The following is a 16,289-nucleotide window of genomic DNA, read 5'->3' on the forward strand; positions in this document are numbered from 1 at the left end:
GTCGCGCCATGCACCGAGCGTATCGGAACAGTGTTATCGATGACCAGGGTGCGGATTTGACCTGGAGTGCACTCCAGGTCGTACTGTCGGGCACAGCGGCGTCTCCCGCTCCTGCCCGTAGGTGGCCAGCAGCGCCTGCGCCTCGATGGGGTCGCCCAGGCTCGTCCCGGTGCCGTGCGCCTCGACGAGGTCCACATCGGACGGTCCGAGGCCGGCGTTCGCCAGCGCGGCGCGGATCACCCGCTGCTGCGAAGGGCCGTTCGGGGCGGTGAGGCCGTTGGACGCGCCGTCCTGGTTCACCGCGCTGCCCCGCAGCACGGCCAGCACCTGGTGCCCGCGCTGCCGGGCGACCGACAGCCGCTCCAGCACGACCACGCTGATGCCCTCGGCGAGCACCATGCCGTCGGCGCCCGAGGCGAACGCCTTGCACCGGCCGTCCGCGGCCAGTCCCCGCTGCCGGGAGAAGACGACGAACGAGTCGGGGCCCGACATCACCATCGCGCCGCCGGCCAGTGCCATCGAGCAGTCGCCCTGGCGGAGGGCCTGCGCGGCGAGGTGCATCGCGACCAGCGACGACGAGCACGCGGTGTCGATCGTGACGGCCGGGCCCTCGAACCCGAACACGTAGGACACCCGGCCCGACGCCACGCTCGACGCCAGCCCGGTGCCCGCGAAGCTCTGCATCTCCGGCCCGGTCAGGCCGCCGCCGTAGCCCGAGCCGCCGGCGCCGGTGAACACGCCGACGTCGGTGCCCTTCAACGACGTCGGGTCGAGGCCGACGTGTTCCAGTGCTTCCCAGGACGCCTCCAGCAGCAGCCGCTGCTGCGGGTCCATGGCCAGCGCTTCCCGCGGCGAGATCCCGAAGAAGCCCGGGTCGAACAGGGCCGCGTCGTGGAGGAAGCCGCCCTGGTCGGTGTACGACGTCCCCGCGTGGTCGGGGTCCGCGTCGAACAGGGTGTCCAGGTCCCAGCCGCGGTCGGTGGGGAACTCCGACACGGCGTCGCCGCCCTCGGCCACCAGCCGCCACAGGTCGGCGGGGCCGGTGACGCCGCCGGGCAGCCGGCACGCCATGCCGACGATCGCGATCGGCTCGCTGGCGGCGGTGACCCGCTTCTTCAGCGTGCCGACCTCTTCGAGGGACTTCCGCAGCGCCTCGACGACCTTTTCATACGACGCACTCACCACTTGCTCCCCATCACTCGTCGCCGAAAGCCAGTTGCACGAGGTCGTCGACACCGAGGTCGGCGATCGACGGCTCTTCGGTCACGACGGCCGCGAGCGCGTGCCGCAGCCGGTCGCCGTCCGCGCCGTGCCCGTTCCCGGTGCTCTCCGGCACCAGCCGCGCGCTCAGGTACCGGGCCACGGCCAACGGGTTCGGGTAGTCGAAGACCAGCGTGGCGGGCAGCTTCAGGCCGGTCGCCTCGCGCAGCCGGTTGCGCAGCTCCACCGACGTCAGCGAGTCGAACCCGGTGTCCTTGAACGCGGTGTCCGGGCGGACCGCCTCCGGGCCGTCGTAGCCGAGCACGACCGCGACCTGCCCGCGCACCAGGTCGACGAGCCGCGCCTCCCGCTCGGCCGGGGCGAGCCCGGCCAGCCCCTGGTCCACAGTGGACACCGAACGGGCCTGGCTCCGGGCCGGCCGCACCAGGCCGCGGAACAGCACCGGCACCGCGCCCGCGCGCAGGGCGACCAGGTCGAGCTTGATCGGCACCAGCAGCGATTCGGCCATCCGCAGCCCGAGGTCGAACAGCTCCAGGCCCTCGGCCCGGCTCAGTTCCAGGACGCCGTTGCGGCCGGCCCGCGCGTGGTCGACCTCGCTGAGGTGGGCGGCCATGCCGCTGCTGCGCTCCCACAGGCCCCAGGCCAGGGACAGGCCGGGCAGGCCCGCGGCCCGGCGGTGGGCCATCGCCGCGTCCAGGAAGGCGTTGGCCGCCGCGTACGGGCCCTGGCCGCCGCCGCCCATCACGCCGGCGACGGACGAGAACACGACGAAGGCGCCGAGGTCCCGGTCCCGGGTGAGCTCGTCGAGGTGGCGGACCGCGTCGACCTTCGCCGCGTAGACGTTCGCCAGCTGCTCGGGGGTCAGCGCCTCGATCACGCCGTCCTCGAAGACGCCGGCGGTGTGCACCACCCCGGTCAGCTCCGGGAGGTCCGCGAGGAGAGCGGCCACCTGGCCGCGATCCGAGACGTCACAGGCCACGAAGGACACATCCGCGTCGGGCAGGTCACTGATCAGGTCCTTCGCGCCGTCGGCGTCCAGGCCCTGCCTGCTGGCCAGGACGAGCTTCCGCACGCCGTGCCGGGTCACCAGGTGCCGGGCCACCAGCGTGCCCAGCGATCCGGCGCCCGAGACCAGGACCGTGCCGTCCGGGTCGAACGCGGCGGGCGTGTCCGCGATCCGGGTGACGCGGGTCAGCCGGGGCACGAGCAGGGTCGTGCCGCGGACCGCGAGCTGCGGCTCGCCCGCGGCCAGGACGGCGTCCAGGGGGAGTTCGCCGTCGGTGTCCAGGAGGACGATCCGGTCCGGGTGTTCCGCCTGGGCGGACCGGACCAGGCCCCACACCGCCGCCGCCGCGGGGTCGGTCAGCGTGTGGTCGCCCCCGGCGGGCACCGCCCCGCGCGTGACGACGACCAGGCGTTCCGCTTCGGGTCCGGCCAGCCACGCCTGGAGCTTCTCCAGCACCCGGGTGGTCGCGGCCAGCGCGGAGTCACCTCCGGCGACCTCCAGGACTTCGGCGTCCTCCACGGCGGCCGTCAGCCGGCCCGCGGGGAGCTCGGTCCAGCCGACGCGGAACATCGCGTCGTGGCCCGGGCCGGCCGCGGCGCCCAGCTGCTCGGCCGAAACCGGCCGGGACACCAGCGAGTCCATGGTCAGGACCAGGCCGCCGGTCTCGTCGGCGGCTTCGACGGACAGCGCGTCCGAGCCGCTCGGCGAAAGCCGGACCCGCAGGGCCGAGGCACCGGCGGCGTGCAGGACCAGGCCGTTCCACGCGAAGGCGAGCACCGGCTCACCGGGCTCACCACCGACGGTCGCGGCCTGCAGGGCCGCGTCGAGCAGCGCCGGGTGGACGCCGAACCGGCCCGCGTCCTTGCGCAGGTCCTCGGGCAGCACGACCTCGGCGAAGACGTCGCCATCGCGCCGCCACACCGCCCGCAGCCCCTGGAACGCCGGCCCGTAGCCGTAACCCCGGTCGGCGAGGCCGGTGTAGAAGGTGCCGACGTCGACGCGCTCGGCGTCCGCGGGCGGCCAGGCCCGGAAGTCGAACGCCGCGGCCTGGGCGGGCGCCGACGACAGGACGCCGGTGGCGTGCCGCGTCCAGCCGGTGCCGCCGTCACGCTGCGAGTAGACGTCCACCGTGCGCGAGCCGGTCTCGTCCGGGCCGCTCAGCGCGACCTGGACCCGGACCGCGCCCTGGGCGGGCACGACCAGCGGCGCCTCGATGATCAGCTCGTCGAGGGCGGTGCACCCGGCTTCGTCACCGGCCCGCACGGCCAGCTCGGCCAGCCCGGAGCCCGGGAGGATCACGACGCCGCCGACCGCGTGGTCGGCCAGCCACGGGTGCGTCCGCACCGACAGCCGCGAGGTGAAGACCAGGCCGTCGGACTGCGGCAGCTCGACGACCGCGCCGAGCAGCGGGTGGTCGGCCGCCGCCTGGCCCAGCGAGGCCGCGTCGGTCGCGGACTCGGCCGGCCGGAGCCAGTAGTGCCGGTGGTCGAAGGCGTACTTGGGCAGGTCGACCCGGCCGGCCGGAGGCAGCACCGCGGTCCAGTCGAGCGCCACACCCCGGACGAACAGCTCGGCCATCGACGTCAGCAGGCGGCGGAGGCCACCGTCGTCGCGCCGCAGCGACCCGGTCACCACCGCGTCGTCGCTGATCTCGCTGAGTGGCTGGACCAGCACCGGGTGCGCGCTGACCTCGACGAACACGCCGTGGCCCTGGCGGCCGAGCTCGGCCACCGCCGGGCCGAACCCGACCCGGTTGCGCAGGTTCCGGTACCAGTAGCCGCCGTCCACGACACCGTCGGTGATCCAGTCGCCGGTGAGCGTCGAGAAGAACGGCACCTCCGGGGCCTGCGCCTCGATCCCGGCCAGGGTTTCGGCGAGCAGGTCCTCGATGGCTTCGACCTGGTTGGTGTGGGACCCGTAGTCCACGGCCACCCGCCGGACGCGGACGTCCTGCCCGGACAGCGCTTCGACGACCTCGTCGAGGGCCCGGGCTTCCCCGGCGATCACCACGGAGGTGGGGCTGTTGACCGCGGCCACCTGCACCCGGTCGGCCCACGGCGCCAGCCACGCGGTGGCTTCTTCTTCGCTCAACGCGACCGAGGCCATGCCGCCGCGGCCGGCCAGCCGGGTGGCGATCGCCTGGCTGCGCAGGGCCACGACCTTCGCCGCGTCCTGCAGCGACAGCGCGCCCGACACGCAGGCGGCGGCGATCTCGCCCTGGGAGTGCCCCACCACGGCGTCCGGCCGCACGCCGGCGGCCTGCCACACCGCGGCCAGGCCGACCATCATCGCGAAACTGGCCGGCTGCACGACGTCGACGCGGTCCAGCAGGTCGGCGTCCCCGCGCAGCACGTCGAGCAGCGACCAATCGGTCCACGGCTCCAGCGCCGCCGCACACTCGGCGACCCGCTCGGCGAACACCGGGGACTCTTCGAGCAGCGCCCGGCCCATGCCGGCCCACTGCGAGCCCTGGCCCGGGAAGACCCAGACGAGCTTGCCCGGCGCCCCCGCCCGGCCGGTGACCACCGCGGCGGTGTCTTCGCCGCGGGCCAGCGCTTCCAGGCCCGTCACGGCTTCTTCGCGGGAGCCCGCGACGACGACCGCGCGTTCGGTCAGTGCGGCCCGGTTCGTCACCAGTGCCCGGGCCACGCCCGCCAGCGGCGCGTCACCCGCCGCGAACCCGGCGAGCCGGCCGGCCTGGGCGGCCAGGGAAGCCGTGCTGCGGGCGGAAACCACGACCGGCACCACGGGCACCTCGGGCGTGGGCACCGGCTCTTCGGCGGGCGCCTCTTCCAGGATCAGGTGCGCGTTCGTGCCGCTGACGCCGAACGCGGACACCCCGGCCCGGCGCGGCCGGCCGGTGCGCGGCCACTCGCGAGCCTCGGTCAGCAATTCGACCGCCCCGGCGGACCAGTCCACCTCGGGGGTCGGTTCGTCGACGTGCAGCGTCGGCGGCAGGACTTCGTGCCGCAGCGCCTGCACCATCTTGATCACGCCCGCGACCCCCGCCGCGGCCTGCGCGTGGCCGATGTTCGACTTGAGCGAGCCGAGCCACAGCGGCGTCTCGCGGTCCTTGCCGTAGGTGGCGATCAGGGCCTGCGCCTCGATCGGGTCACCCAGCGTGGTCCCGGTGCCGTGCGCTTCGACGGCGTCCACATCGGACGGTGCCAGCCCGGCACTGGCCAGGGCCCGCCGGATCACCCGCTGCTGCGAGGGCCCGTTCGGGGCGGTCAGGCCGTTGGACGCGCCGTCCTGGTTGACCGCGCTGCCGCTCAGCACGGCCAGGATCCGGTGGCCGCGTTCGCGGGCCACGGAAAGCCGTTCGAGGACGAGCACGCCGACGCCCTCGGCCCAGCCGGTGCCGTCGGCCGCGGCGGCGAACGCCTTGCAGCGCCCGTCGACGGCGAGGCCCCGCTGGCGGGAGAACTCCACGAACGCACCGGGGTTCGCCATCACCGTCGCACCGCCGGCCAGGGCCATCGAGCACTCGCCCTGCCGCAGGGACTGCGCGGCGAGGTGCATCGCGACCAGCGACGACGAACACGCCGAGTCGATCGTCACGGCCGGGCCTTCGAACCCGAACACGTACGACACCCGGCCGGACGCCACGCTCGACGACCCGCCTGTGCCCGCGAAGCCCTCCAGCTCCGGGGTGACGACGCTGTCCCCCGGCGCCACGTAGCCCTGGCCGAACATGCCGGTGAACACGCCGACGTCGGTGCCCTTGAGCGAAAGCGGGTCGACCCCGGCGTCTTCCATGGCCTCCCATGAGGACTCCAGGAGCAGCCGCTGCTGCGGGTCCATGGCGACGGCTTCGCGCGGCGAGATCCCGAAGAAGCCCGCGTCGAAGAGGCCGGCTTCGTGCAGGAACCCGCCGTGCCGGGTGTAGGTCTTGCCCGGACGGGCCGGGTCCGGGTCGTAGATGCTCTCGAGGTCCCAGCCGCGGTCGGCCGGGAACTCCGACACCGCGTCGCGGCCCTCGGCGACCAGGCGCCAGAGGTCCTCGGGACCGGCGACACCGCCCGGCAGGCGGCAGGCCATGCCGACGATGGCGATCGGCTCGTCGAGGTCGGCCTTCGCGGCCGCCGCGGTCACCGGCGTCTCGGCCGCGCCGCCGAGTTCCTCGCGCAGGTGCCGGGCGAGGGCCTGGGGGTTCGGGTAGTCGAAGACCAGCGTCGCGGGCAGCTTGAGCCCGGTGGCGGTCCGCATCCGGTTGCGCAGCTCGACCGCGGTCAGCGAGTCGAAGCCGGCGTCCTTGAACGCGGTGTCCACGCGGACGGCGTTCGCGTCGGCGTGCCCGAGCACGGCCGCCACCTGCGCCCGGACCAGGTCCAGGAGCAGGGTGAGCTGGTCCGCCGGGGCGAGCCCGGCCAGCCGGGCGGCCAGTCCAGTGTCCACAGTGGACGACGTGCGAGCCTGCCGGCGGCCCGCGCGGACCAGGCCGCGCAGCAGGTGTGGCACGGTCCCGCCCGCGGCGGCGTCGGCGCGCACCCCGCGCAGGTCCAGCTTGGCCGGCACCAGCAGCGATTCCGCTGACGGCAGGGCCGCGTCGAACAGGTCCATGCCCTCGTCCTGGGTCATGATCTGCAGGCCGCCGCGGCGGCTCATCCGGGCCCGGGTGGCTTCGTCGGTGTTGGCCGCCATGCCGGTGCTCTGGTCCCAGAGGCCCCACGCCAGCGACAGGCCCGGCAGGCCCGCGGCCCGGCGGTGGGCCATCAGGCCGTCCAGGAAGGCGTTCGCCGCGGCGTAGCTGCCGCTGCCCGCGCCCATGAACACCGCCGAGACCGAGGAGTAGACGACGAAGGCGTCGAGGTCCCGGTCGCGGGTCAGTTCGTCGAGGTGCCGGACGGCGTCGACCTTGGGGCCGAACACCCGGGCCAGCCGGTCCCGGTCGAGCGTCTCGATGACACCGGCGTCGAGGACGCCGGCGGTGTGCACCACGGCGGTCGGCCGGTGCTCGTCGAGCAGAGCGGCCACCTGGGCGCGGTCGGAGACGTCACACGCCACCACCGACACTTCCGCGGCCAGCTCGGCGACCAGCTCCGCCACACCCTCGGCGTCCGGGCCCCGCCGGGAAGCCAGCACCAGCCTCCGCACGCCGTGGCGTTCGACCAGGCGCCGGGCGACCAGGCTGCCGAGCGCGCCGGCGCCCGAGATCAGGACCGTCCCGTCCGGGCGGAACACGGCGTCGCCGCCCTGCTCCGCGCGGGCGATCCGGGGCACGAAGAACTTCCCGCCGCGCACGGCGACCTGGGGCTCGTCGCTCGCCAGGACCGCACCGAGCGGGAGTTCGCCGTCGGTGTCGAGCAGGATGATCCGGTCGGGGTTTTCCGCCTGCGCGGCCCGGACCAGACCCCACACAGCCGCTCCGGCCGGGTCGGTCACGTCACGGACCGCACCGCGGGTCACCACGACCAGCCGGGCTTCCTCCCCCGCGCCGGCGAGGAACGTCTGCACGGCTTCCAGCACCCGGGCGGTCAGGTCCAGGGGCTCTTCGCCGGACGCTTCGAGCACCTCGACCTGATCCGGCACCACATCGTCCACAAGGGACACTTCGGTCCAGTCGACCCGGTACAGCGATCCGGCGCGGGCCTGCCCGGCCGAGAACTGCCGGGCCACGACCGATTCCGCCGTGACGACCGGGCCGCCGGTTTCGTCCGCCGCCTGGAGGACGCCGCCGGGCACCAGCCGCACCCGCAGCGCCGAGGCGCCCGCGGCGTGCAGGACCACATTGTGCCACTCCGCCGGCTGTTCGTCGTCCGCCAGCGCCGGGCGCAGGGCCGCGTCCAGCAGCGCCGGGTGGATGCCGAACGCACCGGCGTCCTGCCCCTCGGGCAGCGCGACCTCGGCGAAGAGCTCCTCGCCGCGCCGCCACCCGCCGTCGGCCTGTTCGGCACCGGCGGGCGGCCACACCGTGAAGTCGAACGGCTCGGACGCCGGGGCGGTGGCCGCGAGGTGCCCGGTCGCGTTCCGGGTCCAGTCTTCGTCGCCTTCGCGCTGCGAATACACGTCGACCGTGCGTTCGCCGCTCACGACGACCTGCACCCGCAGGCCGCCGCTCTCCGGCAGGACCAGAGGTTTCTCGACGGTCAGGTCGGTGAGGACCGGGCACCCGGCTTCGTCCCCGGCCCGCACGGCCAGCTCGACCAGGGCGGAGCTCGGGACGCCGTCGGCGAGCCACGGGTGGGTCCGCGCCGAGAGGCGCGAGGTGAAGACCAGGCCGCCGGACTGCGGCAGGGAAACGACCGCCCCGAGCAGTGGGTGATCGGCCCCGGCCAGGCCCAGCGCGGGCGCGTCGGCCGCAACGGGCGGGCTGAGCCAGAAGTGCTGGTGGTCGAAGGCGTACGTCGGCAGCTCGACGCGGGCCGGCGGCGCCATCGTGGTCCAGTCGACCGGGACGCCCCGGACGAACAGCTCGGCCATCGAGGTCAGCAGCCGCCGCGTCCCGCCGTCCTGCCGCCGCAGGGTTCCGGTGACGACGGCGTCGACCTCGGTGCTGTCCACCACGTCGGTGATCGGCTGGACCAGCACCGGGTGCGCGCTGACCTCGACGAACACGCCGTGGCCCTGGGTGAGCAGCTCGGCCACGGCCGGGCCGAAGCCGACCTGGTTGCGCAGGTTCCGGTACCAGTAGCCTCCGTCGACGACCCCGGCTCCGGTGATCCATTCGCCGGTGACGGTCGAGTAGAACGGCACGACCGGTGCCTGGGCGGTGATCCCGGCCAGGGTCTCGGCGAGGGTGTCCTGGATGTCTTCGACGTGCCGGGTGTGGGACGCGTAGTCCACCGCCACCCGCCGGCCACCGAGGGCTTCGACGGCCTCGGTGAGCGCTTCGGCGTCACCGGCGATCACCACCGAGGCCGGGCCGTTGACGGCGGCGATCTCGACGCGGCCGTCCCACGGCGCGAGCCGCGCGGCCACCTCGTCGTGGCCGAGCTGAACCGACGCCATGCCTCCACGGCCGGACAGCTCCGCCGCGATCGCCTGGCTGCGCAGCGCAACCACCTTCGCGGCGTCCTCAAGGGACAGTGCACCGGCGACGCAGGCGGCGGCGATCTCGCCCTGGGAGTGCCCCAGGACGGCGTCCGGCACGACCCCGGCCGACGCCCACACGGCGGCCAGCCCGACCATCACCGCGAAACACGCCGGCTGCAGCACGTCGACCCGGTCCAGGTCGCCCTCGCCACGGAGGACGTCCAGCAGCGACCAGTCGACCCACGGCTCCAGCGCGGCGGCGCACTCGGTGATCCGCTCGGCGAACACCGGGGACGCGTCCAGGAGCTCGCGGCCCATGCCCGCCCACTGCGTGCCCTGGCCGGGGAACACCCAGACGGTCTTGCCGGGCATTCCGGCGGTGCCGGTGACCAGGCCGGTTGCGCTCTCGCCGCGGGCCAGGGCGGTCAGGCCCTCCCGGGCTTCCGCGGCCGAGCCGGCCACGACGACGGCACGGTCGGTCAGCGTCGCCCGGGTCGACAGCAGGGCCCCGGCCACGCGGGTCAGCGGGACGTCGCCGTCGAGGAAGTCCGCCAGCCGGGCGGCCTGGCCCGCCAGGGATGCGGTGCTGCGCGCGGACACCACGACCGGCACGACACCGTCGGGCACGTCCGCCTCGGAAGGCTCCTCGGCGGGCGCCTCTTCGAGGATGAGGTGCGCGTTGGTGCCACTGATGCCGAACGACGAGACGCCGGCCCGGCGCGGGTGGCCGTTGCGGGCCCACTCGCGGCCTTCGGTCAGCAGCTCGACCGCGCCCGCGGACCAGTCCACCTGCTTGGTGGGTTCCTGCACGTGGAGGGTCGGCGGCAGGGTGTCGTGCCGCAGCGCCTGGACCATCTTGATGACGGCCGCCACGCCCGCGGCGGCCTGGGTGTGGCCGATGTTCGACTTCAGCGAGCCGAGCCACAACGGCGTCTCGCGGTTCTTGCCGTAGGTGGCCAGGAGCGCCTGTGCCTCGATCGGGTCGCCCAGGGCGGTGCCGGTGCCGTGCGCCTCGACGGCGTCCACTTCGGACGGTTGCAGCCCGGCCGTGGTCAGCGCGGCCCGGATCACCCGCTGCTGCGACGGGCCGTTCGGGGCGGTGAGGCCGTTCGACGCACCGTCCTGGTTGACCGCGCTGCCGCGGAGCACGGCGAGCACCTGGTGCCCGCGCTCGCGGGCCACCGAAAGCCGTTCGAGGACGACGATGCCGACGCCCTCGGACAGGACGGTCCCGTCCGCGCCGTCGGCGAACGCCTTGACCCGGCCGTCCTCGGCCATGCCGCGCTGCCGCGACATGCCGATGACCCCGATCGGCGAGCCCATCACGGCGACCCCGCCGGCCAGCGCCATCGTGCACTCGCCCTGCCGGAGTGCCTGCGCCGCCAGGTGGATCGCCACCAGCGACGACGAGCACGCCGTGTCCACGGTGACCGCCGGGCCTTCGAACCCGAAGGTGTAGGACACCCGGCCGGAGGCCACGCTGCCCGCGGTGGCCGTGGTGACGAAGCCTTCGAGTTCGGCGGGCATGTTGCTCAGGGACTCGAGGTAGTCATGGATGGAGACGCCGGAGAAGACGCCGACGGCGTCGCCGCGGGCCTTCGTCGGGTCGATGCCCGCGCGCTCCAGGGCTTCCCAGGACGCTTCGAGCAGCAGGCGCTGCTGCGGGTCCATGGCCAGGGCTTCGCGCGGCGAGATGCCGAAGAAGCCCGGGTCGAACTGCGCGGCTTCGTGCAGGAAGCCGCCTTGCCGGATGTAGGCCGTGCCCGGGCGCTCCGGGTCGGAGTCGAACAGGCCGTCCAGGTCCCAGCCGCGGTCCTCGGGGAACGCGGACATGCCGTCGCGGCCTTCGGCGACCATCCGCCACAGGTCGTCCGGGCTCAGCACCCCGCCCGGCAGGCGGCAGGCCATGCCGACGATGGCGATCGGCTCGCCCGCGTCCGCGGCGACCGCGGTCGGCGCGGCGGGCGCCCCGGCGACGGTCTCCCCCAGTTCCTCACGCAGGTGCCGGGCGAGCGCGACCGGCGTCGGGTAGTCGAAGACGAGCGTGGCGGGCAGCTTGACGCTCGTCGCCGCGCTCAGCCGGTTGCGCAGCTCGACCGCGGTCAGCGAGTCGAAGCCGAGGTCGCTGAACCCCTTGGTGCCCTGGGCCAGCTCGGGCGCGTTGAAGCCGAGCACCGCGGCCGCCTCGGTCTGGACGATGCCCAGCAGGACCGCTTCCTGCTCCTCGGCTGGCCGCCCGGCGAGCTTGTGGACCAGACCGCCGCCACCACTGGCGGCCGCCGTCCGGGCCACCCGGCGGCTCGCGCGGACCAGGCCGCGCAGCAGGTGCGGGACCTCCCCGCCGCCGCGCAGGGTCTTCAGGTCGAGCTTGATCGGGACCAGCAGCGCCTGCTCGGAAGCCAGGCCGATGTCGAAGATGTCGAGGGCTTCGGCGGGCGTCATGGCGAGCACGCCGCCGCGGCTCATCCGGGCCTGGTCGGTGGCGGACAGGTGCGCGGTCAGGCCGTCGGCCTGTTCCCACAGGCCCCACGCCAGGGACACGCCCGGCAGACCCGCCGCGCGGCGCCCGGCCATCAGGCCGTCGAGGAAGGCGTTGGCCGCCGCGTAGTTGCCCTGCCCGGCCGAGCCCATGAGCGCGGCCGCGGAGGAGAACACGACGAAGGCGTCGAGTTCGCTGTCCCGGGTCAGCTCGTCGAGGTGCCGGACGGCGTCGACCTTGGGCGCGAACACCCCGGCCAGCCGCTCACGGTTCAGTGCTCCGATGACGCCGTCGTCGAGCAGGCCGGCCAGGTGCACGACGCCGGTCGGGCGGTGCTCGGCCAGGAGCGCGGCGACCTGGTCGCGGTCGGAGACGTCGCAGGCGACCACGGACACGTCCGCGCCCTGCCCGGTCAGCTCGGCGAGGAGGTCTTCGGCAGCCACGCCTCGACGACTCGCGAGGACCAGGCGCCGGACGCCGTGCCGGGCGACCAGGTGCTTCGCCACGAGCGCGCCGAGCGAGCCGGTGCCGCCGGTGAGCAGGACCGTCCCGTCCGGACTGAACACCGCGGGCGCATCGGGCACCTCGCCGGCCGCGCGGGCCAGCCGTGGGACGGAGAACGCACCGCCGCGCACCGCGACCTGCGGCTCGCCAGTGGCCAGCACCGCACCCAGCGGCAGCTCGCCGTCGGTGTCGACGAGGACGATCCGGCCCGGGTTCTCCGCCTGGGCGGCCCGCACCAGGCCCCACACGGCGGCCCCGGCCGGGTCGGTCACCTCGCGGACCGCACCGCGGGTCACGACGACCAGGCGGGCTTCCTCGGCCGCGCCGTCGAGCCACGCCTGCACGGCTTCCAGCACCCGGCTGGTCAGGTCCAGGGGCGCACCGCCGACGGCTTCGAGCACCTCGACGTGGTCCGTGGCGACGGGTTCGGCCGCGGGCAGGTCGGCCCAGTCCACCTGGAACAGCGAGTCGCGCTCCTCGCCCGCCGCCGTCTCCAGCTGCGCGGCCGAAACCTCGCGGGACACCAGCGAATCCATGGTGACGACCAGGCCACCGGTCTCGTCGGCGGCCTGGAACGTCAGCGCGTCCGGCCCGCCCGGCGCGACCCGCACCCGCAGCGCCGAGGCTCCCACGGCGTGCAGGACCAGGCCGTTCCACGCGAACGGCAGCACGTTGCGGTCGTCGTCCGGGTTGGCGAAGGCGTTGGTGTGCAGAGCGGCGTCCAGCAGCGCGGGGTGGAGGCCGAACTTGCCGGCGTCCTCGCGGTGGTCGTCGGGCAGCGCGACCTCGGCGAACACCTCGTCACCGCGGCGCCAGACCGCCCGCATGCCCTGGAACGCGCCGCTGTAGGCGTAACCGCGTTCGGTCAGGTCGGAGTAGAAGTTCCCGACGTCGATCGGCTCGGCCCCGGCGGGCGGCCAGGCGGCGAAGTCGAAGCGGCCCGGTTCCCGGGACGTCGACGCGCCGAGGAGGCCGGTCGCGTGCCGGGTCCAGTCGTCGCCGTCGTCCCGCATGGAGAAGACGTCCACCGCGCGGGAGCCGGTTTCGTTCGGCCCGCTCACCGCGACCTGCACGCGGACCCCGCCGCGTTCGCCGAGCACCAGCGGCGCCTCGATGACGAGCTCTTCCAGGACCCCGAAGCCGAGTTCGTCCCCGGCCCGCAGGGCGAGGTCGACGTAGACCGTGCCCGGGATGAGCACCACCCCGCCGATCGCGTGCCCGGCCAGCCACGGGTGCGTCTTCAGCGACAGCCGCGAGGTGAAGACCAGGCCGTCGGACTGCGGCAGCGGGACGACCGCGCCGAGCAGCGGGTGGTCGGCCCCGGCGAGACCCAGCGAAACCGCGTCGGTCGCCGCCCCGCCCATCCGCAGCCAGTAGTGCTGGTGGTCGAAGGCATACGTCGGCAGCTCGACCCGCCGGGACGGCGGGAGCACGCCGGACCAGTCCACGGTCACGCCGCGCACGAAGAGCTCGGCCGCCGAGGCCAGCAGGCGCCGGAGGCCGCCGTCCTCGCGCCGCAGCGTCCCGGTCACGACGGCTTCGGCGTCGTCGACGAGTTCGTTGATCGGCTGGACCAGCACCGGGTGGGCGCTGACCTCGACGAACACCCGGTGACCCTGCTCGAGCAGGGCGGCCACGGCCGGGCCGAACCGGACCTGGCGGCGCAGGTTGCGGTACCAGTAGCCGCCGTCGAGGACGCCGGCGTCTTCGACCCACTCGCCGGTGACGGTCGAGTAGAACGGCACCTCCGGGGCCTGCGCGCGGATCCCGCCGAGCATCTCGGCCAGTGCGTCGCGGGCGGCTTCGACGTGCCGGGTGTGGGAGGCGTAGTCCACCGCGACCCGCCGGATCCGGACCCCCTGGTCGTCGAGCGCGTCGAGGGCTTCGTCCAGGGCTTCGGCGTCGCCGGCGATGACCACGGACGTCGGCCCGTTGACCGCCGCGACCTCCACCCGGCCCGCCCACGGCTCGATCCGCGCGGTCGCGTCCTCTTCGCTCAGCGCGACCGAGGCCATCCCGCCGCGGCCGGCCAGTGAGGCGGCGATCGCCTGGCTGCGCAACGCAACCACCTTCGCCGCGTCGTCGAGGGACAACGCGCCCGACACGCACGCGGCCGCGATCTCGCCCTGCGAGTGGCCCACCACGGCCTCGGGCTCGACGCCGAGCGAGGCCCACACGGCCGCGAGCCCGACCATCACGGCGAAGCTCGCCGGCTGCACGACGTCGACCCGGTCCAAGAGATCGGCGTCGCCGCGGAGGACATCGGTCAGCGACCAGTCGACCCACCGGCCGAGCGCGGTCTCGCACTCGGCGATCCGGGCGGCGAACACCGGCGAAGCGTCGAGGAGCTCGCGGCCCATCCCGGCCCACTGCGTCCCCTGGCCCGGGAAGACCCAGACGACCTTGCCCGGCGCACCCGAGCCGCGGCCGGTCAGCAGGCCGGGGGCACTCTCGCCGCGGGCCAGCGCCTGCAGCCCGGTGACGGCTTCTTCGTTCGAACCGGCGACGACGACCGCGCGTTCGCTGAGCATCGCGCGGCCGGACACCAGCGTCCCGGCGACGTCCGCGAGCGGAACGTCGCCGACCTCCGCCAGCCGACCGGCCTGGGCCGCCAGCGAAGCCGCGGTCGCGGCCGACACCACCAGCGGCACGACGCCCGCGGGCGCCGGCTCGTACGTCACCGGCTCCTCTTCGGGCGCTTCTTCGAGGATCATGTGCGCGTTGGTGCCGCTGGCGCCGAACGCGGAGATCGCGCCACGGCGCGGGTGGCCGTTGCGCGGCCACTCGCGGCCTTCGGTCAGCAGCTCGATGGAGCCGGCCGACCAGTCGACCTGCGGCGTGGGCGCGTCGACGTGCAGGGTGGCCGGGAGCTGCCCGTGCCGCAGCGACTGGATCATCTTGATCACGCCGGCCACGCCGGACGCCGCCTGCGTGTGCCCGACGATCGACTTGACCGAGCCGAGCCACAACGGCGTCTCGCGGTCTTTCCCGTAGGTGGCCAGCAGGGCCTGGACCTCGATCGGGTCGCCGAGCACGGTCCCGGTGCCGTGCCCCTCCACGGTGTCCACATCGGACGGTGCCAGCCCGGCGGCGGCGAGGGCCTTGCGGATGACGCGCTGCTGGGCCGGGCCGTTCGGCGCGGTCAGGCCGTTCGACGCGCCGTCCTGGTTGACCGCGCTGCCGCGAATGACGGCCAGGACCTGGTGCCCGCGTTCGCGGGCCACCGAGAGCCGCTCCAGCAGCAGGACGCCGACGCCCTCGGCCCAGCCGGAGCCGTCGGCGGCCGCGGCGTAGGACTTGCAGCGCCCGTCGAAGGCCAGGGCGCGCTGCCGCGCGAAGCCGACGAACCCGCCCGGCGTGGCCATCACGGTCGAGCCACCGGCCAGGGCCATCGAGCACTCACCGCGGCGAAGGGCTTGTGCGGCAAGGTGAATCGCCACCAGCGACGACGAGCACATGGTGTCGACGGTGACCGCGGGGCCTTCGAGGCCGAGCGTGTACGCGACCCGGCCGGAGGCGACGCCGCCCGCGGTGCCCAGCGCGCGCTCCAGGCTCATGAAGCCCTCGAACCCGCTGAGGTCGGGGGCGTAGTCCTGGTGGACGACCCCGGCGTAGACGCCGATGTCGCTGCCCCGCACCGAATGCGGGTCGATGCCGGCCCGTTCGAGGGTCTCCCAGGACACCTCCAGGAGCTGCCGCTGCTGCGGGTCCATGGCGAGGGCCTCGCGCGGCGAGATGCCGAAGAACCCGGCGTCGAACTGGGCCGCGTCCTGCAGGAAGGCGCCTTCGCGCACGTACGTCGTGCCCGGGTTGTCGGGGTCCGGGTGGTAGAGGCCCTCGACGTCCCAGCCGCGGTCCTCCGGGAAGCCGGTGTAGACGTCGGCGCCTTCGGACACCACGCGCCAGAAGTCCTCCGGGCCGCGGATCCCGCCCGCGTAGCGGCAGGCCATGGAGACGATCGCGATGGGCTCCGCCGCGGCCGCGGTGAGCGCGGCGTTCTCCTGCTGGAGGCGGACGTTCTCCTTCAGCGAAGCGCGCAGTGCGTCAACGATCTGCTCGTTCGGCGCGGACATGTTCTTCCTCCACGATTCGTTCGCCATCGGC

Annotated in this window: 1 protein-coding gene and 1 pseudogene; both read right to left on the bottom strand. The window is 74.6% G+C overall.

The features are described 5' to 3' along the window. Nucleotides 1–93: 93 nt before the first annotated feature. A pseudogene (locus ACWDN5_RS25415) lies at nucleotides 94–1,236 on the bottom strand (beta-ketoacyl synthase N-terminal-like domain-containing protein); the annotation flags it as partial. Further along, nucleotides 1,196–16,285: an SDR family NAD(P)-dependent oxidoreductase gene (locus tag ACWDN5_RS25420; protein ID WP_449678005.1), complete on the bottom strand. Its 15,090-nt coding sequence runs from the start codon at nucleotides 16,283–16,285 to the stop codon at nucleotides 1,196–1,198. The pseudogene ACWDN5_RS25415 and the gene ACWDN5_RS25420, both read right to left, overlap by 41 nt. Nucleotides 16,286–16,289: the final 4 nt, after the last annotated feature.

This window comes from Amycolatopsis sp. NPDC003731, from assembly GCF_053586895.1.